Origin of the sequence: Haloterrigena sp. H1 (assembly GCF_005938085.1) — an archaeon.
Classification (GTDB): domain Archaea; phylum Halobacteriota; class Halobacteria; order Halobacteriales; family Natrialbaceae; genus Natrinema.
The window spans coordinates 213,631-234,043 of sequence record NZ_SMZK01000002.1 but is presented as its reverse complement, the minus strand read 5'-3'; the positions used below and the strand labels follow the sequence as shown (position 1 = coordinate 234,043).

At 57.5% G+C, this 20,413-nt stretch carries 24 protein-coding genes and 3 pseudogenes; 8 read left to right on the top strand and 19 right to left on the bottom strand.

The genetic code is table 11. The features are described 5' to 3' along the window. Nucleotides 1-14 precede the first annotated feature (14 nt). From E2L06_RS16505 to E2L06_RS16490, 4 genes are all read right to left on the bottom strand, one after another. Nucleotides 15-614, bottom strand: a complete 600-nt coding sequence (locus E2L06_RS16505) for a helix-turn-helix domain-containing protein (RefSeq protein WP_138782753.1) — start codon at nt 612-614, stop codon at nt 15-17. Nucleotides 615-676: 62 nt separating this feature from the next. After that, nucleotides 677-943: a hypothetical protein gene (locus E2L06_RS16500; RefSeq protein WP_138782752.1), complete on the bottom strand. Its 267-nt coding sequence runs from the start codon at nt 941-943 to the stop codon at nt 677-679. A 397-nt stretch (nt 944-1,340) separates the two neighbouring features. Beyond that, nucleotides 1,341-1,715 (bottom strand): helix-turn-helix domain-containing protein, encoded by a 375-nt coding sequence (locus E2L06_RS16495; protein WP_138782751.1) that lies wholly within the window; start codon nt 1,713-1,715, stop codon nt 1,341-1,343. Between the two features lie 141 nt (nt 1,716-1,856). Further along, nucleotides 1,857-2,375 (bottom strand): hypothetical protein, encoded by a 519-nt coding sequence (locus E2L06_RS16490; protein WP_249361479.1) that lies wholly within the window; start codon nt 2,373-2,375, stop codon nt 1,857-1,859. Nucleotides 2,376-2,632: 257 nt separating this feature from the next. Between E2L06_RS16490 and E2L06_RS16485 the strand changes: the two genes are divergently transcribed. Both E2L06_RS16485 and E2L06_RS22045 read left to right on the top strand, forming a co-directional pair. Next, a complete protein-coding gene (locus E2L06_RS16485) occupies nt 2,633-2,896 on the top strand; it encodes a winged helix-turn-helix domain-containing protein (protein ID WP_138782750.1) in 264 nt (87 codons plus the stop codon). A 95-nt stretch (nt 2,897-2,991) separates the two neighbouring features. Beyond that, nucleotides 2,992-3,168 carry a hypothetical protein gene (locus tag E2L06_RS22045; RefSeq protein WP_171052411.1) on the top strand — a complete coding sequence of 59 codons (177 nt, stop codon included), beginning with the start codon at nt 2,992-2,994 and terminating at the stop codon, nt 3,166-3,168. Nucleotides 3,169-3,271: 103 nt separating this feature from the next. Here the strand turns inward: E2L06_RS22045 and E2L06_RS16480 are convergent, their stop codons facing one another. From E2L06_RS16480 to E2L06_RS16470, 3 genes are all read right to left on the bottom strand, one after another. Further along, the gene (locus tag E2L06_RS16480) at nt 3,272-3,802 is read right to left on the bottom strand and encodes a hypothetical protein (RefSeq protein WP_249361478.1); all 531 of its coding nucleotides are present in this window, start codon (nt 3,800-3,802) and stop codon (nt 3,272-3,274) included. 381 nt (nt 3,803-4,183) lie between these two features. Next, nucleotides 4,184-4,423, bottom strand: coding sequence for a glutathione S-transferase N-terminal domain-containing protein (locus tag E2L06_RS16475; RefSeq protein ID WP_138782749.1), 240 nt, complete (start codon nt 4,421-4,423; stop codon nt 4,184-4,186). A 124-nt stretch (nt 4,424-4,547) separates the two neighbouring features. After that, nucleotides 4,548-5,666, bottom strand: coding sequence for a Gfo/Idh/MocA family protein (locus E2L06_RS16470; protein WP_138782748.1), 1,119 nt, complete (start codon nt 5,664-5,666; stop codon nt 4,548-4,550). Between the two features lie 463 nt (nt 5,667-6,129). On the opposite strand from E2L06_RS16470, the gene E2L06_RS16465 reads away from it, so the two are divergent. Then, nucleotides 6,130-6,459 carry a hypothetical protein gene (locus E2L06_RS16465; protein ID WP_138782747.1) on the top strand — a complete coding sequence of 110 codons (330 nt, stop codon included), beginning with the start codon at nt 6,130-6,132 and terminating at the stop codon, nt 6,457-6,459. Nucleotides 6,460-6,604: 145 nt separating this feature from the next. Here E2L06_RS16465 and E2L06_RS16460 read toward each other — a convergent pair whose 3' ends face one another. The 3 genes and pseudogenes from E2L06_RS16460 to E2L06_RS16450 form a co-directional block, all read right to left on the bottom strand. After that, nucleotides 6,605-6,877 carry a PadR family transcriptional regulator gene (locus E2L06_RS16460; protein ID WP_138782746.1) on the bottom strand — a complete coding sequence of 91 codons (273 nt, stop codon included), beginning with the start codon at nt 6,875-6,877 and terminating at the stop codon, nt 6,605-6,607. Nucleotides 6,878-7,133: 256 nt separating this feature from the next. Then, a pseudogene (locus E2L06_RS23030) lies at nt 7,134-7,444 on the bottom strand (transcriptional regulator); the annotation flags it as partial. Nucleotides 7,445-7,702: 258 nt separating this feature from the next. Beyond that, a complete protein-coding gene (locus tag E2L06_RS16450) occupies nt 7,703-9,457 on the bottom strand; it encodes a transposase (RefSeq protein ID WP_138782046.1) in 1,755 nt (584 codons plus the stop codon). A gap of 105 nt (nt 9,458-9,562) precedes the next feature. On the opposite strand from E2L06_RS16450, the gene E2L06_RS16445 reads away from it, so the two are divergent. After that, complete coding sequence (locus E2L06_RS16445) at nt 9,563-9,910, top strand: hypothetical protein (protein ID WP_226778710.1); 348 nt, start codon at nt 9,563-9,565, stop codon at nt 9,908-9,910. Nucleotides 9,911-10,145: 235 nt separating this feature from the next. On the opposite strand, the gene E2L06_RS16440 is transcribed toward E2L06_RS16445, so the two are convergent. From E2L06_RS16440 to E2L06_RS16430, 4 genes and pseudogenes are all read right to left on the bottom strand, one after another. Beyond that, on the bottom strand, nt 10,146-10,382 hold the full coding sequence (locus E2L06_RS16440) for a hypothetical protein (protein ID WP_138782745.1): 237 nt from the start codon (nt 10,380-10,382) through the stop codon (nt 10,146-10,148). Between the two features lie 74 nt (nt 10,383-10,456). Then, entirely contained in the window at nt 10,457-10,582 is a 126-nt protein-coding gene (locus tag E2L06_RS22805; RefSeq protein WP_283241363.1) for a hypothetical protein, read from the bottom strand. Further along, a pseudogene (locus tag E2L06_RS16435) lies at nt 10,579-10,940 on the bottom strand (MarR family transcriptional regulator). The gene E2L06_RS22805 and the pseudogene E2L06_RS16435 overlap by 4 nt, the downstream one beginning before the upstream one ends. Nucleotides 10,941-11,201: 261 nt before the next feature. After that, on the bottom strand, nt 11,202-11,462 hold the full coding sequence (locus E2L06_RS16430) for a hypothetical protein (protein WP_249361477.1): 261 nt from the start codon (nt 11,460-11,462) through the stop codon (nt 11,202-11,204). Nucleotides 11,463-11,786: 324 nt separating this feature from the next. Here E2L06_RS16430 and thiE point away from each other — a divergent pair, with 324 nt between their 5' ends. Both thiE and thiM read left to right on the top strand, forming a co-directional pair. Next, nucleotides 11,787-12,440 carry a thiamine phosphate synthase gene (gene thiE, locus E2L06_RS16425; protein ID WP_138782743.1) on the top strand — a complete coding sequence of 218 codons (654 nt, stop codon included), beginning with the start codon at nt 11,787-11,789 and terminating at the stop codon, nt 12,438-12,440. Beyond that, on the top strand, nt 12,433-13,266 hold the full coding sequence (thiM, locus tag E2L06_RS16420) for a hydroxyethylthiazole kinase (protein ID WP_138782742.1): 834 nt from the start codon (nt 12,433-12,435) through the stop codon (nt 13,264-13,266). The genes thiE and thiM overlap by 8 nt, the downstream gene beginning before the upstream one ends. Nucleotides 13,267-13,478: 212 nt before the next feature. Here the strand turns inward: thiM and E2L06_RS16415 are convergent, their stop codons facing one another. Further along, nucleotides 13,479-14,492: a phosphate uptake regulator PhoU gene (locus tag E2L06_RS16415; protein ID WP_138782741.1), complete on the bottom strand. Its 1,014-nt coding sequence runs from the start codon at nt 14,490-14,492 to the stop codon at nt 13,479-13,481. 192 nt (nt 14,493-14,684) lie between these two features. Between E2L06_RS16415 and E2L06_RS16410 the strand changes: the two genes are divergently transcribed. After that, a complete protein-coding gene (locus E2L06_RS16410) occupies nt 14,685-15,626 on the top strand; it encodes a PhoU family transcriptional regulator (RefSeq protein ID WP_138782740.1) in 942 nt (313 codons plus the stop codon). 51 nt (nt 15,627-15,677) lie between these two features. After that, nucleotides 15,678-16,441 (top strand): annotated as a pseudogene (locus E2L06_RS16405) (flavodoxin domain-containing protein). A 192-nt stretch (nt 16,442-16,633) separates the two neighbouring features. Here E2L06_RS16405 and E2L06_RS16400 read toward each other — a convergent pair. The 4 genes from E2L06_RS16400 to E2L06_RS16385 all read right to left on the bottom strand — a co-directional run bounded on the left by E2L06_RS16400 (nt 16,634) and on the right by E2L06_RS16385 (nt 20,337). Further along, nucleotides 16,634-17,299, bottom strand: a complete 666-nt coding sequence (locus E2L06_RS16400; protein ID WP_138782739.1) for a DapH/DapD/GlmU-related protein — start codon at nt 17,297-17,299, stop codon at nt 16,634-16,636. Nucleotides 17,300-17,452: 153 nt separating this feature from the next. Continuing rightward, nucleotides 17,453-18,505, bottom strand: coding sequence for a phosphonate ABC transporter, permease protein PhnE (gene phnE / locus E2L06_RS16395; protein WP_138782738.1), 1,053 nt, complete (start codon nt 18,503-18,505; stop codon nt 17,453-17,455). After that, a complete protein-coding gene (locus tag E2L06_RS16390) occupies nt 18,502-19,293 on the bottom strand; it encodes a phosphonate ABC transporter ATP-binding protein (protein ID WP_138782737.1) in 792 nt (263 codons plus the stop codon). The genes phnE and E2L06_RS16390 overlap by 4 nt, the downstream gene beginning before the upstream one ends. 33 nt (nt 19,294-19,326) lie before the next feature. Then, nucleotides 19,327-20,337, bottom strand: coding sequence for a PhnD/SsuA/transferrin family substrate-binding protein (locus tag E2L06_RS16385; protein WP_138782736.1), 1,011 nt, complete (start codon nt 20,335-20,337; stop codon nt 19,327-19,329). Nucleotides 20,338-20,413: the final 76 nt, after the last annotated feature.

Genomic DNA, 20,413 nt, shown 5'->3' with positions numbered 1-20,413 from the left:
GCGCGTAGTCTCTGTCAACCGTCACGTTCTGGAAACGAGTCCCAGAACACGTCTGGAAGCTCTTGATCGGGGTTCTCTTCGAGATAGTCCTGTTTGGTCAGGTTCGCATCTTCGATGAGGGCAGCCGCTTCACCAGCCCAGACGTAGAATCCAATCAGCGTCTCGCGACGCATACGCTCGAGATCGACCGAGTGATAGACGTTGACGACGCCACCCGCTTCCCGGTTTAGTTCCGACCGCCGGAGGAGCCCGAGTTCGACCAATTTGTTCAGATATCGGGTGACTGTACTTCGGTCGTATCCGAGCGTCTCGGCCACTTCGTTCGCCGACAGCGGGCCCTCTCCGATGACACACAGACAGATGTCCAGCCCGGCTTTCGGGAGCCCGAAGGCCTGAAGCAGGACCTGCTTGACGTCCGGCGGCTTGACGCTCATTTCCAGGTCCGTCACGTGTTCCATTGGTTCGTCGTGACAAGACATCGGCGGATCGTCGCGACCGAGGACGAGGACGACGTTATCACAGTCGGGACACTCGAAGAGATCGTACCGGCTGGATGATGGATCATACTGGAGCTCTTGGGGTCCTTCGGGGTCAGTCGTCTCGTCATTCGACATTCGCTTCCAATGCCTCCATATAGTACACAGTTAGGCAGGCCCTTGTTAAATACTAACTCTTCTCATTCACTTGGATTCGTTGTCTCTGGATCAACGATCAGTACCTCGTCGAGTTCGAGCAGTTCTTCACCAGTAACTGTCACTCGGACGCTCCCGTCCGATCGGATCCGAGCCAGTTCGCAGTCCGCCAACCTGTGGAGGTGGGATTCAATCGTGCGTTCGTCGGCCTCGAGTGCCGCTGCGAGTGCTTCGACTGTCGTCGTTTCTCGCGGATCGCTATCGCTGGCTGTCGCGAGTTGCTCGAGCACCGCTCGTCTCGTTACTGCCATGGCACTCGGAGCGCGGTCCACACTAGCCGTAGCGGTATGTTGGGCTGTACAGACGTTCTCATAGGTCCTCTCACGATGAAGTCCAAGAGAAGAATCTCTTACGTCGGTTCCTTCGCTTAGATTGGCTCTTGCACATGATAGCTCTGTTTTAAGTCTAATTGTCCGTGCAGATGAGCCCTCACGGAACGAGCTGCTCTCGTTCCCTCGAATCGCAATAAATCGTGAGACGCGCTCGTCATGGGAGCACACTCCCATCTACATTAGCGATAACGTTTCTTAGAGGCTCGTCGAGAGTGCAATCCAGTCACAATATCGCTCTCAATTACGAGGTCATGGGCTGTAACCCTACTATCCCAACGGCGATCGGGATTCCACGTCGGTCACGTCGTGGAAAACATCAAGCGATCGAGCTTTCCTTGTCCCTTGCAGCCGTCAGGTGTTCCTGTCCCCACTTGGCCATCTCCTGAATCACTGGCTCCAGCGATTTCCCGTGTTCGGTCAACGAATACTCGACCCGGACCGGTTTTTCGCTGATGATCGACCGCTCGATTAGCTGTTTGGCCTCGAGGTCCTCGAGTGAGTCCGAGAGCACTTTGCTCGAGATCCCGCCGACTTCTTTTTTCAGTGCGTTGAAACCAAGTGGTCCGTTGGCAAGCAATCGATGGAGAATGACGGTGTGCCACTTCTTGCCGATCAACGTCGCTGTGGAGGTAACAGGACACCAGTCTTCGCCTGCACACCACACTTCCAGTTGCTCAGTCGACTCGCTCATATCTGTACACTAGTGCTGAAACGGTATATAGTTACGTGTTGTAACCAAGTTACTAGTCAGTACTATTCTTTGTCGGTCGATACATCCTGCTCACGGAACGTTCCCCGAGTGAGTGTGATACGACACGAACACACTCATACGCTACTCGCCCGAGTCGGTAGTGTCGTCTCGAGCAACGAGCGCATACGCCACCGCAACAGAAACGGCGTAGACGACGTGACCGACGAGGCTCACGATCGTGCCGGGAATCGCGACGTTCGGGAACGGCGGTGCACCGGGGAAGCCGAGCGTCGAAAGCCAGAGAGGCATCACGAGGACCGCGAGAGCGGCAGTTGTCAGCACTCCGTAACCGATTCCGAGTCCGATCGCAGGGCCGATGCGCTTCGCGGGTTCGGCAAGCGGCCCGAACTGAACGAGTGCGACGTAGGCCAAGCCGAGGACGACGCCGTGAAACTGGTGGATCGCCCATCCCGCGAGCAAGGCCGGCCCCTCAATGCCGTACATTGCGGGGATCGCCATCTCGAGCATCGGTGCCGGGATGACGTACTGCATGATGAGGCCGAAGAGGACGCTGCCAACGAAGCCGCCGATCGCTCCTACTGCCCAACTGACAGGCGTAACAGTACGAATCGAAGTTGTCGTTTGTGCTTCAGTAGCCATGTTTGTAGTTACCTTCAGTAACTTCGTTTGCGGCCGCCCCACATAATTGTAAGCTAAGCTAGAGGTAATGCCATTACCAAGCAGTAACGTCGATTCGTATCGAAGGAGCAAATCCTATCCGAAGGCTGCCACCTCTCAAGTTTCCTCGGTTGAAATTCTGGGAACTGAACCGCCGGAACCTATCCAATCGAGATATCGGCGAGTGCCAGGCGGAGATTCCACCATGTCGAAAGCAACGACACGAGCAACGGAGGATCATGGCTCATGTTCCGGACCAACTCTACGACCTTCCACCGAGTGGCAAACTCGTGTTGAAAGTTCTCGACGTCAATGGTGAGATGACACAGAGCCAAATCGCAACCGAAACTCAGCTGAGCAAACGGACCGTTCGGTACGCACTCGATACGCTTCGGGATGCCGGCGTCCTTCGTGAACGAATGTATTTTCCTGATGCGAGACAATCGCTCTACTCGATTTCCGACTCGGTGCTGACAAACGAGCCGACGTCCATGGACAACTGACTCTTAGGTAACCCCCTAACGAGGGGGTTCGCGAGTGCTTATACGTTACCAAGTGTTACCTAGTAGTGTAAGGTAAGCAATCGAGGAGAGATCCCATGTCCACAGATACAACACACCCCGACCAGCAGCCAACGATCGGCGTCGACGCCGCCCCGCTCGAGCACTACTCGGCTGTCCAGACGGAAACCAACCAGTTGATCGTCTACGACGAACAGAACGAAGATGCCTGGATTCAGTCAGACGACTGGATCGACGCACTCACAATGGCGTGATCACCTGGATTCCGGACACCAAGTGGAGAATCGACCGGCAGTTCAGTGGGGATTCCGATGGCCACCAATACCGCGGCTGGCGGTCTGGAGCTCATATCCGCGATCAGTGTGCAGAGCCTTCGATCTCTTTGTAGTACGTGTCCTCCGACCAGTCGCCGTCGAGATACGCGTTGGCCCACTCGGGTTCGAGAAAGACCATGAAATAAATATCTCCATCCTCGTTTAGAGCGGTCGGCATCGCTCGGCGATCGAATCCCTGATTGACGATATCGGCATATGCATTTCCGAGAATCGCGGCGTCAGCTTCCACTCCACGGCTGTCTGTATACTCTGGAATGAACATTCCGGGTAGCTCCCACCCCGCGACTGAGAGGTCATCATCGATGGCTTCAGCCATCTCTGCAGCGAGTTCTCTGTCCTCCTCACTGATGTCATTCCCAACATCCTCTTCCTCGTTTTCGTTTGTACCGCCTAGACAGCCTGCGATGGTTCCGACGCTGATGGCAGTTGCAGTCGTCAGAACGGAGCGTCTCGAGACACCATGGGAAATCTTGGAGAGATTCCGTTTCATCATATATTTTATCCTCATTACGGCTCCAGTTCGGTCCAGTAAAATTGATTCCCGGTCGTGCATCACCGATGAACAGTCAAAAGGAGAATAGTTCCGACGGTTCGTTCTAACAAGAGATAGCAAGCCACTTGGGAATACGTATAGTGAGCTGACAAGACACCGCGTGGTTCTCTGGCTACGTTCGAAGAACTGTACGCCTCACGTCGGATCTTTTAGCGGGTCTGTGAGGGTTCCGAGCCCCCGCCCTCGAGGAGCGACTGGTGGAGCGAGTAGGGCGGGGTAGTTCACTCCGGTGATTCGTGAGTGTGATATCCTGACTGAGACAACAGTGAATGGGCAGCACTGCTTTACATCCGTATGAATGTTATTCGCTTGTGTATCAGTAGCGAATGACCGTCGAGACCTCGATGAATCTGTCGGCTATCCCTAATCGATAGAGCATGTTCAGCCGTATGTTCGTTCGAGGTACGCCACGATATCGGCGCTTTCCGCCATTCCCGTCACGCCGTTTTCGGAATCGACAAGCACGGGAACTCCGGATTGACCGCTTACTTCCTTTACTTCTGAACGACGAAATCGAAACAATGAGACGCTGTGGCGTTCATATTCCAGATTGAGGGCATCGAGCTTCCGCTCGACTTTTGCGCAGTACGGACATCCAGTAAGACTGTAAAGTTTCAACATTGGTTCCTCTACTATCCGGTTCGAACGTGGGGCAGAAAAAACACGGCCAGAGCTATCGGTAACGTAGTTACGACTTGGTTATCGACCAAGCGTCGGAAGTGAGTATAGTTGGATCTGGACACTACTAGACCGGTGTTTCCTCGTCTATGTGTGTGAGTGAGATCGGATAACCGGCCTCCTCAGAGCGGTAGACGGCGTCGACGATCTTCTGGACGGTCAGCGCCTGGTCGAACGTATTACACGCTGGTGGTTCATCGGTAGCGACGGCCTCGAGAAACATCTCGAGTTGTGTTTCATGCGGCGTCCGGTATGGCGTGGCCGTGATCTCGGATGTCCGATAGTGAGGCGTCCCACGGGTGCTCGTGTGGTGGATCGTAAGCGAATCACCGCCGAGTTCGAACGCCCCACCACCGTCTGTTCCTCGGACGATAACGTCGTTGCGCGACGTTTGCGAGGCTGCCCACGCTACCTCGACGCTGACCGTGCGGTCGTCCGCGGTTCGGATAAACGCACTGGCGGAGTCGTCCACTGCGAAGGACGTCTCATCGACGTCCCAGTCGCTGGATTCAGGTCGGTCGGGATCGACGTACTGCGGCCGCCAGCCGAATTCGGAGCGGCTGATCCCGGTCGCCTCAACGACTCGAGGGAATCCAAGTACGTAGAGGGCAAGGTCGATCGCGTGAACACCGATATCGATCAGTGCACCGCCACCGGCGAGCTCCGGGTCCGTAAACCAGGAATCTCGCCCCGGAATACCACGACGTCGAACATAATTGACCTGCACGTGCGTTACGTCGCCGAACGCATCGTTTGCCTGGTACTCTTTGAACACGGTCGTCGCCGGTGCAAATCGGTTGTGGAAGCCAACCATTCCGAACCCGTCAGCCGTCTGTTCCGTCTGGGCGATCCGCTTGGCGCTCTCGAGTGTGTGTGCGAGGGGCTTCTCGATGAGCACGTCCAATCCGCGTTCGAGTGCCGCCACGGCCGTCGGCTCGTGGAACTTGTTCGGCGTCGCGATGAGGACGGCGTCTAGTTCCTCGCCTTCGTATAGCGCCTCGTGAGTTTCGTACGTCCGCGCGGCGAACTCCTCGCCAAACTGGTCTCGCGTCTCCGGATCGATGTCCGCTCCGCCGACAACACAATGCCCGAGAGAATCGACCGCTCGGGCGTGTTGTACTCCCATGCCACCGAGACCGACGATACCGACGCGAGCCGGTTCGTTCGTCGTTGCTGTTTCTGTCATAGGTTACTATTCACTACCTACTTACGTCTAGTTGGCTAAAAGCGTTAGCACACCACGCGGTAAGTGGGTTACGTTGTCCTCAGTTCACTGCCCCGCACCTTCCGATCCGATCATACCGATCATTCTCACCGTCCCTCGAGTTCCCTCCGGTCGCTCCTCGAGGGCGGGGCTTGGTACTCTCACTACCACCGTTAATCTGGAGCCGACCCGTAGCGCGACATTCCACAGACCTGGCACTCCCAGATTGCAAGCCGCTCACTGGGATCTACTCCACCACAGCTGTGTCAGTGACTCCTCCACACACCACACCTGCGAGTTTAGCGTTGACACTTCTACCAACTACTGGGAATGCTGACGGAGTCGTGCTATACGCGTAGCGCATAATCTTCTCCTGTATGAGCGAAACAAGTCAAGAAGTCACACAGGGTATTTATTATAATCGATGATGGAGGATTTCCCGATAATGTCCGACCCAACTAATGATGAACGCGCCAGAGAACTCGGTGTCGAATTCGGCTCTCTCGCCCACCAACTCGATCAGCACGAGTACCCAGCGACGTGCGAAGAGTTGGTCGAGTCATACGGAAGAGCGGTCTTGCAGTTCCAAAACGGTGAACAGACGCTTGAGGAGGTGCTAAGCCTGGTACCTGAAGAGCAGTTCTATTCGGCTACGGAAGCTCGTACAGCCATCTTCAGCAACGTCCCTGAAGACGCCATCGGACGGAAAGGCTACAGTGATCGCACGCCGCCAGCGCTCGGTGAGCAAAGCGAAGAAGCGGACGAATCGTTCTGAGTTTTCCTGAAAGACACATCCTATAGCTCTTACATGCTGCCTTTGGCAGATAGTGCAGAGTCCGATTGTGACTCCGTTACTTGCTTTCCCTGTACTTACCGATTCGGGGAGCAAAGCAGCGATCCAGACCACTTCTGATCTCGATTTAGTCGACGTACTGGGATTTCCACTCACGCCGATCCTTGATCGCTTGCTCTCCCTCGTCTGTAATCGCGTAGTAGTTTGTGCGCCTGTCGAGTTGTCCTTTCTCGACAAGGTCCTTATTCACGACCGTATCGAGATTCGGATACAGCCGCCCATGATTGATCTCTGAACTGTAATACCGCTCGATCTCGTCTTTGACGTCCTGTCCAGATGGTCTGTCAGCGCCCGCGATTACGTACAGCAGGTCACGTTGGAATCCTGTGAGGTCGTCCATGGCACAGCCATTCAGGCAAGGTGATACTTGTTATTCCACACGTACATAGATGTAATCTCATCAAACTAGTCGGTTCTGTATACCACTAGCCGACTCTCTTTTCGCTCATAATATCCTGTGACTATGATCGTACTGGAGCGACGCTCGAGGAGTGCCACTCAGCACGTTCAGCGGCCGTGCCATCTCACTCTGAACCTGAGAGTACTTCATCGACGTGCTGATCTTCCCACTCCCGATGGGCTTCGAGTTCGCGTCGGCGCCGGAGCGTCTGCCATTCCTGGATTGTCTCGGCGTCGATGCCTCGTTGCGCAGAGCAGATTCAGAGAGTGCTTGATTTGTCTTCTCAACGGCTAACTCTTCGGGCGAGTCGACACTGTACTCGGACTGGTAGCTGCTAAGCTGGTCACGCATTTCGGCGATACGCGTGGTGAGTTCGTCAGTTGAGACCTGCTCGAGAATGTCAGCAGCCTGTTCAACGACGAGTGATTCTGGCGGGCGACGATACGTCGTTCCACCATGTTTACCAGTCGCAGTGACGACGAACCCCTCGTTCGCGAGCGCATTCAACCCTACTTCGCCTGAGCTCGTACATTTCAGCTCCGTTAACAGCCTAAAGTCCTATCTCCCACGCTTCTGGGATGTAGAGTGTCTACAAACGAGCTTCGGAGGAATCAAATAAAATCCGAGTGGAACTCTCTCGAATCCTATGTCGCAATTCTTGGTTCGCTAAGCAAGATGTGCTGAGCAGCGTCCAACACGCGATTTAGGAGATAGAACGCGAGTCCTGCGGCTTGCCGCAGGCGAGCCACACCGAGTGCTTTCCGCTTAGCCACCTTGTCGGAGTGATTGACTGACCGCCCGGACGAATGTCCTGGCGGTCACGACCGGCGGCGATCTGATCTCGCGATCTGTTCCGAGCTTCACCAAGTAATCGGTAAGCTTCCAGAGATTGTACAACAATGCTGCGAACGTGAAGCTGAACAACCGAACACGGTAGTCCTTCGAGGACGTCTTGGGAAGAAATGCTTTCACCGACTTGTACTGATTTTCGATATCCCAGCGTCGGCTGTAGCTGTTGGTGACGTGTATGATCTCCTCGGGAGCGACGTGATCACGGTTGGTCACGAACACGGCATAGCTTCCTTCAGCTTCCTCATCAGTCGCTGGTGCGTACAGGAACTCTGCGGTGTGGTGGAGTTCGCCATCAATGGCGAACGGAACATCGTTCTTGACAGCGGCGTCAACTCCTTCTTTGCTCTTGATTTTCCCGATTGCCTCATAATCGTCTTCATACTTCGGCACTGGCGTCATGTACACAAGCCCGCGGTCGTGAATCGTTGCGTACACCTCGTTACTGTAGAATCCCCGGTCTAGGAGCACTTCGTCGAGATCGACGTACTGCTGGGCTGTGTCCAGCAGTACGTCAACCACATCCGCCTTCGAATCGGCTGGCGCATCTTCTGGTTCCCATGCAGAGCGTTCCTTGACTGGCTCGATACCCAGGATGATTGGGACATCGTTCCCGACGATCGTGATCGTCGCGAACGTATACCCGTGCTTGATTTCACCGTCTTCTTTGTACCCGCTGACCATCGGCGGATACTCTGCTTTCGGGATTTTCTCGTCCTTGTCGATCCACGGCCAGACGTGGTAGGGGACGTGTGTGAAGTCGACGGCCGCCACAACGTGGCGGTCGTCGAAGGGATCCTCGTGACGAATCGTCTTGAGAATATTTTCGGTCGCCGCGTTGAACGAGGCCATCACAGCCTCTCGATACAGCTCAGTGAACGCGACGATATCCTCGATCTGCAACTCCTGAACGGAGCGAGTTACTTCCTCGTCGGATGGCGTCGCAAACTGCTTGATTACTCGGAGAAACGTCGAGTCGTCACAGATCTCGTTCTCTTCAAGGAACCACCCAGCTTCTCCCTCTGAATGAGCGCTCCCCTGCGTGAGGCACGCGTTGGAGAACAGATCAAGGATCTGTTCGTCCTCATATACCCTGTTGTCGGCTCTATCGGAGTCGAACTCGGCGAAGCCGTGTCGGCGAGCGAGTTCGACGACCTTACTCCCGTGCTCGCGCACGTGTGCGCGAGACACTGTCGAATCGGATTTATCGTCGTTCGTTTCCTTTTCATCTAGGTTAATTGGAATGAGTGCCTCCGAAATAACGTCGTGATCACGGGCTTCACGAGCTATTCCCTTCGCAGCGGCCTCAAGCGTGGTCTTGGTTTGCTCGCTGAATTGGTTCCAAGCGTATGAGAGATTCTGCTGAGTCGGCACCCTGTTCAAACCTAGCTGTTTCAGCAGTGCTGGACGGTTCTCAAGCCGATCTGCGACCTCGCTTTGGGCGAGGTCGTAGATCGTCTGGTAGATGTAGACTCGTGCCATTGACTCGGTTCCGAACGAGACTTTGTGCTGTTGTCGAGTGTCTGTTAGTCCATCCACGGGAATCGAGACGTCTCCAAGTACACGCCAGAGATGATCAGCTGTTTCACAGACTTTCTTGGCGTGGATGACGATCGCCCCCGCCAAAGCGGGGGCATCGTCATCAACTGCAGGAGTGATGTTAGATGCCATTAACAGTCAGTCCAGATACTGAAACCGAAGGAGAGACTCCCCATTAGGGCACCTCATTTGGACCCACGCCGAACGGTTATTTACGCACCAAGAGCTACTTGGAGTATGGCTCAAGATGGATCCCTTGTTGAATCGCTTCCAGACCGCCCACTCAAGGATACTGAGCGTGACTCACTCGAACGACACGAGAGCATCCAGTCAATAATGCCTCAGACGACGAAATTTGATCCGGAACACGGGATGGTTATGGACACCGCGATGTTCATTGGCTACGACTGGGTGACAGCCGTGACCTACGAAGCAGGTCACGGCTGGAGGGTTGTCTACGAGAGCGGTATGGAAGATAACATCCTCTCAGATGGGTTTCTGCGAAGCGAAGAGCTCTACGAAGAGCATCCGATTCAGCAAGGAATGGACGCTATGAGCGCTGTTGCCTCGGAAGACGAAGAATAGTTTCTTTTTCAAACAGCTTCTCTGAGGGCGATCGTAACGGGTGTCAGCTGTATGGTGGTTTGTAGAATTTGAGATCCCGAAGTTGTGATCAACTGGGCAGTCGAGTTTCCTATAGCACCATACAATTTATCAAATGTTGGTTTATGCTAGAGGACACTCAAGAAGCCCGAAATCAGCCGAATGAGCTTTTTCGGAATCCACTGTGCATTAGCACGGTAATGCACAGTGAATTTATCTACCCCGACACTGTACGGGAAACCGAACAGATGGATCCCAGCGATTCAGCAGTGACATCCGGCGAACACGCGCCCTCGAGGACGCCATCGACGCTTTCCTCGAGTCGGGCAATAAGGCCGGTAACTATCGCGATGCCCTCGACCGCGTCTTGACCGACTGGCGACAGCGCCTCGAAGCCCGTGGCACCGAGACAGTCGAACGTGTCTCGAAGCGCGACATGGCGACGTATGCGCAAGCGCTCTCGAACGACGAAGCAAAGACTGCAGCGACCGCGTGGACGTACTACGACTACGTCTCGGCGTTTCTCGCCTACTGTGTGCGCTGGGACTGGCTCGAGAGGATCAGCCAGGGCCGAGCGTCTTCCTCACCTTTGAATGGATCATCACCGTAGACGACGTCGCCCCGCTCGAAAATCGGTGTCTCTTCGTCGGTCACTGTTCGTCCTCGACGCTCGGGTGGGGTTCCTGCGGTGCGTGCTCACGCCACGCTTCCTTGTCCTCTGTACCGAGTTGGTCGTTGAACAGAGCTGTTGCTCGTTCGTACCCGCTGTATCCGTCAAGGCGCTCAGCGTCGTCAGTCACCGCCCAGTACGTCGCCTTGTGTTCGACCAGACCACGGTCCTTCAACCGTGAGAGCGCGGTGCTGACTGCGCCCTCGTCGACGCCGATCTGGGAGGCGATTTCGCGGGCCTTGAACGCCCGATCCTGGTTGGCGGCGAGAAATCCGAGGACTTGATCAGGCACGGAGAGTTCCTCGAGCTCGTGTTCTCGAAGGTGTCTCGGTCGATGGACATCGTTGAATAGGGGTACGTCATCCGCTATAAAGAGTGTTAGGAGTGAAAGCTACGAAAGCACCGAAGGAGAAATCACTATTGGCCACGAACCGGTTCGAGAACCGTATGCATTGAGACGGCTAGCTAGAGTGTTATAGAACGGCCCCACACCTACTGTGCGGGCAGAGGGTGTCATAGAACAGTTCGCAAGGTAGTTGGTTTCAGAACTATTGGTAGTGAATAGCTGGTCAGTAGGTCTGCAAATCCATCGAATTACGCCAATCAGTCTTGAGTGCGGTAATGGGCAGCGAACAGTTCTGTAAAGATACCGGTTATTGGAACGAGTTGAGCTATCGTTCCGGTAAGTTCACCCATTGATATGAGCAGGTAAGAGGCATAGGTAAAGCCACCGAGTATCAGCAGACAGCCCGAAACCATGGTCAGGGGGTCTTCTACCCCGTAGAGATAGAATCGAGAGATTCCCCACAAAACAAGACACACTGGCATAGCCCATCTGAGCACGGGCAGAAACTGCGTATACATCGTCAGTACTCCTGCTACGAAACCCACACCAACAAGAAGGATCAAGAGACACCCAATCGGATTGTTCCAGACCTTATCAGCCGATTGACCAACACACATTGTTCTACTGTCACTACCGTTTACAATAAGTATTCCATCTGTATGGAGTGATAGGTTGCACCCCTATATTGAGCGAACAAAGGGGACGAGAGCGGGGTGTGAGAACTCTTGTATGACACTCTCTCCCGAGAAAGCTATCGGAATCACTTGGTCGTGGAGTGGACGACCGCTCACTCAAGGCTTCGAATCGAAGCGGCTTAGTTTTACCACTGGGTGATAAATTCTATGAATACGAAGGATTGGCGGACGTATCTGGTGACACAGAAATCGCTTTCCGACGGGAAACGTACCGTCGAGGTGGTCGAAGCCGCGATCGACGGCGGCGTCGACGTCGTTCAGCTCCGAGAGAAAGACACCGACGCTCGCTGGCGCTACGAACTCGGTCGCAAGTTGCGTGAACTCACTGCCGAGGCAGGCATTGCCCTGCTCGTCAACGACAGGGTCGATATCGCACAGGCGATCGACGCCGACGGTGTCCACCTTGGTCAGTCCGACCTTCCCGTCGCAGTCGCCCGCGAACTGCTCGGTCCCGAGGCTGTCATTGGCTGCTCGACGTCGACGGTCGAGGGAGCGATCGAGGCCGAAGCGGCCGGCGCGGACTATCTCGGTGTAGGCGCTATCTATGGTACTGACTCGAAGGAAGATGTGCCCAAGGAGAAGAACGGAACCGGCCTCGAGCTCGTCTCTGAGATCGCTGCGGCCGTCTCGATTCCCGTCATCGGGATCGGCGGTGTCACCGCTTCGAACGCGCCACCGGTTCTCGAAGCGGGTGCGACCGGCGTCGCCATGATCAGCGAGATCACTGCAGCCGACGATCCGGCGACTGCGACAAGAGAGGTAGCCGCCGCCGTCACCGGGGAGGTTGATAGCGATGACTAACGGCCCTGAGGGCACCGGTGAGGCGCTGGCGGACTCGCTTGCGGCAATTCGTGAACGCGAGCCGCTGGTCCAGCAGTTGACGAACGAGGTAACGAAAAACGATCTGGCGAACGTCACTCTCAGTTGGGGTGCGTTACCGGTGATGGCGGATGCACCCGGCGAAGCGCCCGAGATGGCCGAACTCGCGGGTGCGGTACTGCTCAACACTGGCCGGATGACCGATTCGAACATCGAGGCGTTACACGCCGCGGGTCGGGCGGCCAACGACCTTGGTGTCCCGGTCGTCCTCGACCCCGTCGGTGCCGGGACGACGCCGACCCGAGACGAGGTCCACACGAGTTTACTCGAGGACGTCGAGTTTGCCGCTATCAAGGGCAACTACGGAGAGATCACGCATCTGGCGGGGAAGACAGCCGAGGTGAAAGGCGTCGAGTCCGTCGGTGAGTACGAGGACATTACGGAGTCGGCACAGGCACTCGCCGAGACAACCGGTGCTGCAGTCGTCGCCTCGGGTGCCGAAGACATCGTCGCCGGATCCGACCGGCTCTATCGCCTCCGTGCTGGTGACGAGATGCTCTCGACGGTCGTCGGGACAGGCTGTATGCTTGGGGCGACCCTTGCGGCCTTCACTGGCAGTCTCAAGGGCGACGTGACCGCTGCCCTCCACGGGACACTCGCCTACGGGCTCGCTGGCGAGCGTGCGACCGACCTCGAGTACAACGGGCCGGCAAGCTACCGGATAAATCTCATCGATAGTATCGCCGGCCTCACCCCAGAGGTTGCGGCAGAACTCGAGACGGGAGACCCGGTCGAGCGCGTCCGTTGAGCAGCCGACCGCGTCCCATACCGCTCTGGGGTGTTGAAACGACCTCACATTGATGGTGGCTGTTCGCCCGTCGTCGAATCGAACTGGAGACAAGAGGTATGGCGATCAGCAGCTCCGGGCACTGGACCGCAGAACTGAATCATCCGATAATCAACCAACGCCGTTCTTATCGCTTCAACAATACATCAACCGCACACGAGGGAGCCGCCGCATCAGTCTGCAGTGTTCTGCCTAGTAACCTGCTGGAGGGCGATTTCGGCGACGTTCGCACCGTACCGAACCGTTCGGCGGAGGCTGTCGAGCAGGAGTCCGAGGACGTACGCCTCGTTTGGCACGTCGTGATCGTAGAGATCGCGGTCGAACTCCTCGAGTTGCTCCAGTAGCCGATCGCGTTTAGCAAGTGCGCCGTTGGCGGCCGCAACGCTGGCGTCTGTCAGGATGGCGTCGGCCGCCTCATCGACGACCTGCCGGGAGGCGGTGGCGAGTTCGGAGAGTCGTGTGGCGTACGCTGATGGGATTGACGCTGCCGGCTCGAGTGCGAACTCAGCGATTTTCTCGGCGTGATCGGCGATGCGTTCGAACTGACGTGCGGCATAGTAGTACTCGAAGAGTTCGTCCCGACTCCAGTCCAGTTTCTCGACTTCGTGGAGGTCGGTCAGCGAGCGCCGAAAGTGGCGTGTGACCATTGCGAACAGCTTGTCGGCCTCACTGTCACGCTCGATAACGCGTTGGGCCAGATTTTCGTTCCCGTCGACGACAGCAGTCATGGCGTCCCGATGCATCGCGAGCATCACCAGCCGGAGCCGGAGCGTGCTCTTTCTGACGTCGACGTTCTCGGCGTCGATGAGATTCGTCAGTCGGATGCGGGTGTCGGTCGCCTCGAGAAGTTCGAACCCCGACAATTCCGTCAACGCTCGGTCGACCAGTTTCCGGCGGTCCGCTGGATGCCCCGTCGTATCCACGAGAGTCACCGAATCGTAGCCGACTGCGTGAACAGCGCGAATTCGTTGGCGGATCGTGTTGTCGCTGTCAGTGGAGACATCGATCGTTGTCGAGCGGTCGGCGCTGGTGCGGCCGCCCATCGCTTCGACGAGTAGCGAGGCGTCCTGATTCGGATGTAACGAGAGTACAGATCCAGCCTCGATCCCGTGTTCCTGTGCCCAGGACTTCGGGAGCGAGATGGTGTACGTCGTTCCACCGGAGAGCTGAACTTTCCGTGTCTCCATGCTGACCGAACCGCGTGGCTCTCCCTTTACCGCTTATATGAATGGATTAGTCCGCTATAGGCGACTACATATCAGTACTGTTTGTAGTTGTGACAGCTCTCGACTCGAGAGTGCAACGGCCGTCCAGTTGTTATATAGGCGTCCGGACAGTCTATTGTACACGACTATCCCCGCCCGTCGAGTTTCGCAGGTATGTTCCGGGAAATGTGGCATCGGCCACAAGACGCGACTCGACAGGGTCGCGATGCGACGATCGCACAGGTTATCGAATCCATCGATCGCACCGCGCCGGAGACGAAAGCGCGGCTGGCGGCGGACGTCGGCATCTCCGAACAGTATCTCTCCGAACTACTGCAGGAGCTGAAAGCGGATGACATCGTCCGAAAGGCGTACGTCGTCGACAATACGTCGTTGTACGCCAACGCAGACGCGCTCTCGCCACTCGACGCCGACTCCGTGACAAATGAGACCGCCGACACCGATCACGAACGGGATGTGGCGGAGGCCGAGACGACAGCACCCGGTGAGCGAGGGGAGACAGTACTCGACTTGCTGGCGCGACTCGAGGACGTCACTACCACACAGTATGCGGCTGCCCGTCAGTCGTTCGTTGGCGCAGAACCCGAACGGCCGGCGGATACACTCGAGTCGCTGGCGAACGAGCGCCACTCGGCAGTTCTCTCTGAACTCAAGTCATACACGCTGACAACCGACTGGCCCGGCAACCGAGTCGCCGCTGACTTAGCGACGATTGCGACGAACTTAGAGATCGTCGGCGATCGAGCCTGCTTCATCACAGACGTCATCGACAACCAGGAGGTAGCAACCACCGGTGTGGTCGAAGAGCGCGTCTGCGATATCTTCGACGCGGGCAAGCAGATCAACGACTATCTCACGGCGATCCTCTTCGAGTGTGACCTCGCGGCCCACGACGATCTCATCGCGCAAGAAGAGACTGTCCACCGCGACCTCGACGAACTGTTCGAACTTGTGACGGCGTACGATCCGGAGATGTACGGCTACCTGGTGACGGTGACTCGAGCGCTTGAGCGTGCGATCTACTACTGGGTCCACGCCGCCGAGATCGCCGTCCGCTTACACTCCGGCGTCCAGCCCGACCACGTCATGATCTGAGCGCTCCACAGAACTACGACTATCGAGGTCGTAGCGAAGTCGTGATTCCGGATGGTATCGTTTCTCATAGTGTACGGAACCGACGAGGGACAGACGGCGACGGTCGCCAAGTACATCGAAACCGTGCTCACCGACCGCGGCCACAACGTCACAACGCGATACGTGACAGAGATGTCGGATTCGATCGTCGATGATGTCGATGCAGTGCTCGTCGGCTCGCCGGTCATCAAGCGCAACACCTGTCGGAAGTCGTCGCGTTCATCGACCGAAACCGCGAGGCGATCGCGGCGAAGCCAACCGCGTTCTTCCAGCTGTCCTTTGCCTCGGCTATTCCAGCTGACTGGGCTCGAGACGGCGCTCAGGAGTGGGTGGATGACCTCATTGAACGAACCGGATGGCAGCCCGACCGCGTCGGGCTCTTTGCCGGCGCGGTCAAATACACGCGATACGGGCCCGTCACGCGGCTCTTTTTCAAGCTGTTTTCGGCGATAACGACCGGCGATACGGATACCTCACGGGATTACGAGTACACCGACTGGGACGAGGTCAAGTCGTTCGCCACCGACTTCGCCGTGCTCGCCGAACAGCGGAGTGCTGTCGAAGCGCCACAAACAAGCACTCGCGCTGCCACGGAGCAGGAGCGTGAGTCGGTGATTACGGAACACAAGCATGAGTCACAACCCACGAAACACGATCGTGAGTCGACACCGACGGAACGCGGGCGGGGGGGACGTCTCGCCGAAATCGGACTTCTCGCCGGATTCCTCGGCGTCGTATACTGGCTCGTCCGCAGACAATCGTTTCGGCAGTCCTGACTGCCAGCGGATGGGTCCCACTCGAGGCGGGCTTCAGCACAATGGGTTGCTGACAGAAAACGCGCCGGTCGAGAAATCCCGACGACAAAAGCATGAGACGGAGACGGATCTCGCAGTGTCGGTGTATGGGTGTGGAAAAATACGCGCTACACGTGAGCGACCGTGATGGCAGACGTACGTCTCTGGACGTGGTCAGTCGAGTCGTGACGGCTCCGCGGTCTCGGGTGCGTACGCCGAGAGGAACGACTCGAGGTCGCGAAAGTCCGCAAGGCGGTCGGAAAGCGTCTCGTGGTCCCAGTGCCACCACTCGGTGGACTCGAGTCGCGCGGCGACGTCTTCGGGGAACCGACGACGAATGGGTTTGGCCGGAACCCCCGCAACGATGGTGTAGGGTGGGACGTCGTCGACGACGACCGCTCCGGCGGCGACGACCGCACCGTTGCCTATAGTGGCCCCTGGGAGTACCGTCGCGCTGTGGCCGATCCAGACGTCGTGACCGATTTCGACGGGCTGGTCGGCTCGCCACTCGAAGATTGCCTCGTCGTCCTCGCCCATGTCGTACATCGCTGCCCGGTAGGTGAAATGGTGTGCCGTCGGGCGATCGATGGGGTGGTTCGGCGGACCGAGTCGGACATCGGAGGCGATGTTGCCGAACTTTCCGATGGTCGTGTAATCGAGCTGGACGCGTTCCATCAGGTACGTGTAGTCGCCGACTTCGGCGGCGTGCAGCCGTGAGTGCGGGCGGATCTCGGTCCACTCGCCGAGCGTACTCTCAGTGATCTGTACCGGATCGTGGATCGTCGGCTCGGGCGAGAGTGACTTCACGCGATCGCCGCCGCGAGAGTCGATGTAGGTCATGTCGCTGCCTCCCCGCGTGCGTTGCTGGTGCGTCGGAATCGGAGCCGCGGTTGAGGGTAACGAGCGGTACAAGTACGTTGCATGGGTGCGCGTGACGTGAGCTGAATTGTCGGGATCATGCGTGTCATGGATTGGGTGTTAGAGGGCGGGCGATTACCTGCGCCGACCGGCGGCAGATTCGATGATCTTCCGTGGGGAGGTGAAAAACGCCTCGAAAACGCCGGTTTTCTCGACTTCGTCTTCGCCGCGGAGGTAGGATCGAACGCGCTGGCTAAGCAATTCGACGGAGCCGGCGAGCAGGACGATCAGAACAATGCAGGCCATCATCTCCGTGTAGTTGAACGTCTTGCGCTGGATGTCGAGTTCCAGTCCGAGACCGCCAGCGCCAATGAGGCCGAGGCTGATGGCGACCCGGACGTTGTGTTCGAGGTCGAAGGCGATCCAGGCGATGAACTGCCGGAAAACCTGGCTCAGCATGCCGAACGAGACGATCTGTGGCTTGTTCGCGCCCGTGCTGCGGATGCCCTCGATGGGGCCGTCCGCGATCTCCTCGAGTTCGTCGGTGAACAGGCGGCCAAGATAGCCCGTGGTGTCGATGATGATCGCAAGCGTCGCGGTGAACGGGGAGACACCGCCGAGCGGAATCAGGATGAGCACCCACACCAGCGCGGGAATCGCACGGATGAGGCTCATCGTGGCCCGGAAGAGGAAGTTGAACGGATACGGGACGACGCGTTCGCTCGCCATAACGCCGAACAGCAGTGCCCCGGGAAGCCCAAGCACCGTGCCTGCGAACGCGATGGCCAGGGTGACGAACGTCGCTCCCCAGACGATGTTGACGTCACCGACGAGCCAGCGGCCGCCCTCCAGCGAGAGGAGGAGATTCTGCTCGACGATGAAAGACCAGTACTGCATCACGTCGAGGAAGGGGATCCCGTAGTACGTCGTTGGCGGGAAGTACTCGGGAATCGCATCGAGGAAGAACGGGAACTGCGTAATCAGTTCGACCAGCGAGAACCCGACCGTGCGGAGACTGAAGTTGAGGAGCACGGCGACGGCGACGACGCCGAGTGCGGTCCAGAACCGACGAATCGTCTTTCGGCGCTTGAGATCCGTCAGTTTCCGGTCGACGGATGTCTCACCGACATCGGCGAGGCCGAGGTACTCACGGAACCGATCGCCTCGCGACGAGGACTCCGAGCTCACGCCTCTACCCTCCGTCGCTGTTGGGTGGGGGGTTCGTCGCTGTCGCGTGCGAGATACTCGGCGAGACCGACCGTCTCGACGTCGCCGTACAGCTCGTCGATCAGCGCAGGCGTAAGCTCGCCTTGCTGGACGTCGAAGAGGAGTTGGCCGTCACGAAGCCCGATGAAGCGCTCACCGAAGTGGGCGGCGATGTTGACCTGATGGAGGCTCACGAGCGCTGTCACTTCATGGACGTTCGCGGCCTTCTTCAGGTAGCCCATCACGTCTTCGGCGCTTCCCGGATCGAGGCTCGCAACCGGTTCGTCGGCGAGCACGAGCGAGGGGTCTTGTACAAGCGCTCGAGCGATACCGACGCGCTGTTGCTGGCCGCCGCTCATCTGGGAGACGCGCTGGTGGGCCTCGTCGAGCAGTCCGACGGTCTCGAGGGCCTCGAGCGCCCGGCGCTTGTCCGCCCGGTCGTGCCACTGGAAGATGCTCTCGAGCAGTGACGTCCGCTCGAGAGAGCCGGTGAGCGCGTTGAGGTACGCGGAGACGCCCTCGACGAGGTTGTGCTGTTGGAAGATCATTCCGACGGAGGGACGCGAGCCCGCAAGCGGTTTGCCGTCGAGGGTAACGGTCCCCGTCGTCGGCTCGGTTAGGCCGTTGATACAGCGCAACAGCGTGGACTTTCCGGCACCGGATTCGCCGAGTAACACGACGAACTCGTCTTCGATCTCGAAGGACACGTCTTCCAGCGCGGTCACGTCTCCGTACGTCTTTGTCACGTTCTCTACGGTGAGTGTACTCATGGTAAAGGAATGCTGAGAGTAGTCGCTGGCGTGTTATCCGAGTTCGACGCCGAGGTCGTCGAGGCGCTTGATGACCGGCTGGTAGTCCTCAATCGAGGTGTCTCTGAGTGTCGTAAACGGCAACGTGGCGTCGTAGTCGTCGGGCTGGTACTCTTTCATCATCTCCTCGGTGGAATCGTGGAGTGCCTGTTCGATCTTCCCCTTCATGTCCGAGTCCCAGCTCTGTCGGGAATAGATCGGCTGTTTCGGGATCGGGAACGACCACCAGATCGGTTTGAACAGTGGTTCTTCGGTGGCAGTGTCGCCGAGATAGGCCGTCTTCGGTCTGACGTCCTCTGGAACATTTTTCTTTTCGACGTGGGGCATGCCGTTGCCGCCCCACGTACAGCAGGCATCAGCCTCCTCGTTTGCGAGTTTCTCGACGGCGAACTTGTGGTTCGACCACGTCCCCTCGAAGTCAACCGGATCGCCCTGCGGTGCGTCGCCGACGTCGAGTCCGGCCTGTTTCAGCGTGTAGACGGCGAAGATCGAGCCACTCGTCGAGAGCTTGTCGGCAAAGGCGACCGTCTTGTCCTTCAAGTCGCTTCGCTTCTCAATCCCCGAACCCTTGTTCGTCAGCATCATCGAGAAGTACCACGCGGTCCCGCCTGTCACTGCCGTCCCGAAGACGTCCATCATATCCGGCGCGGAAATCAGCGTAATGTCGTCCATACCGATTTCGGCCTGTTCGCTCTTGAGCGCCGGTCGAATCGCCGAATAATCCTGGGGAACCTTGTACTCGATGGAGAGACCGTCGATCTCTCCCTCGAGATAGTTTTTCATCGGCAGATAGTCGTTTCTGATATCCGATGGGTTCTCGGGCGTCAGAAGGATAGTGACCGTCTCTCCTTTGGCAGCAGAGCCAATACATCCTGCGAGGCCGGAGAGGGCGGCGACACTAGCCGCGCTGCCGATCGCGAAGCGACGGCGGCTCAGCTGCTCGGTTGTTGTACGCCCTATCCCGTCCTGTACGTTGGATGCGTCAGCAGTCGGCTCGTCTGACATCATCGAGTAGCTGGCAACGGGATAGAATAACCCTTGGCTGAGTAAAGTCCGGATGGGCTGTAGCCGGTGCAGTGAT

Coding starts and splice junctions, on each gene's coding strand:
- E2L06_RS16485 (WP_138782750.1), top strand. CDS start 2,633: ATGGCTCATGTTCCGGACCAACTCTACGACCTTCCACCGAGTGGCAAA.
- thiM (WP_138782742.1), top strand. CDS start 12,433: ATGACTAACGGCCCTGAGGGCACCGGTGAGGCGCTGGCGGACTCGCTT.
- E2L06_RS16430 (WP_249361477.1), bottom strand. CDS start 11,462: ATGTATACGCAGTTTCTGCCCGTGCTCAGATGGGCTATGCCAGTGTGT.
- E2L06_RS16495 (WP_138782751.1), bottom strand. CDS start 1,715: ATGAGCGAGTCGACTGAGCAACTGGAAGTGTGGTGTGCAGGCGAAGAC.
- E2L06_RS16490 (WP_249361479.1), bottom strand. CDS start 2,375: ATGGCTACTGAAGCACAAACGACAACTTCGATTCGTACTGTTACGCCT.
- E2L06_RS16470 (WP_138782748.1), bottom strand. CDS start 5,666: ATGACAGAAACAGCAACGACGAACGAACCGGCTCGCGTCGGTATCGTC.
- E2L06_RS16390 (WP_138782737.1), bottom strand. CDS start 19,293: ATGAGTACACTCACCGTAGAGAACGTGACAAAGACGTACGGAGACGTG.
- E2L06_RS16445 (WP_226778710.1), top strand. CDS start 9,563: ATGGCTCAAGATGGATCCCTTGTTGAATCGCTTCCAGACCGCCCACTC.
- E2L06_RS22045 (WP_171052411.1), top strand. CDS start 2,992: ATGTCCACAGATACAACACACCCCGACCAGCAGCCAACGATCGGCGTC.
- E2L06_RS16400 (WP_138782739.1), bottom strand. CDS start 17,299: ATGACCTACATCGACTCTCGCGGCGGCGATCGCGTGAAGTCACTCTCG.
- thiE (WP_138782743.1), top strand. CDS start 11,787: ATGAATACGAAGGATTGGCGGACGTATCTGGTGACACAGAAATCGCTT.
- E2L06_RS16500 (WP_138782752.1), bottom strand. CDS start 943: ATGGCAGTAACGAGACGAGCGGTGCTCGAGCAACTCGCGACAGCCAGC.
- E2L06_RS16410 (WP_138782740.1), top strand. CDS start 14,685: ATGTTCCGGGAAATGTGGCATCGGCCACAAGACGCGACTCGACAGGGT.
- E2L06_RS16450 (WP_138782046.1), bottom strand. CDS start 9,457: ATGGCATCTAACATCACTCCTGCAGTTGATGACGATGCCCCCGCTTTG.
- E2L06_RS16415 (WP_138782741.1), bottom strand. CDS start 14,492: ATGGAGACACGGAAAGTTCAGCTCTCCGGTGGAACGACGTACACCATC.
- E2L06_RS16465 (WP_138782747.1), top strand. CDS start 6,130: ATGTCCGACCCAACTAATGATGAACGCGCCAGAGAACTCGGTGTCGAA.
- E2L06_RS16460 (WP_138782746.1), bottom strand. CDS start 6,877: ATGGACGACCTCACAGGATTCCAACGTGACCTGCTGTACGTAATCGCG.
- E2L06_RS16505 (WP_138782753.1), bottom strand. CDS start 614: ATGTCGAATGACGAGACGACTGACCCCGAAGGACCCCAAGAGCTCCAG.
- E2L06_RS16475 (WP_138782749.1), bottom strand. CDS start 4,423: ATGTTGAAACTTTACAGTCTTACTGGATGTCCGTACTGCGCAAAAGTC.
- E2L06_RS16480 (WP_249361478.1), bottom strand. CDS start 3,802: ATGCACGACCGGGAATCAATTTTACTGGACCGAACTGGAGCCGTAATG.
- E2L06_RS16385 (WP_138782736.1), bottom strand. CDS start 20,337: ATGTCAGACGAGCCGACTGCTGACGCATCCAACGTACAGGACGGGATA.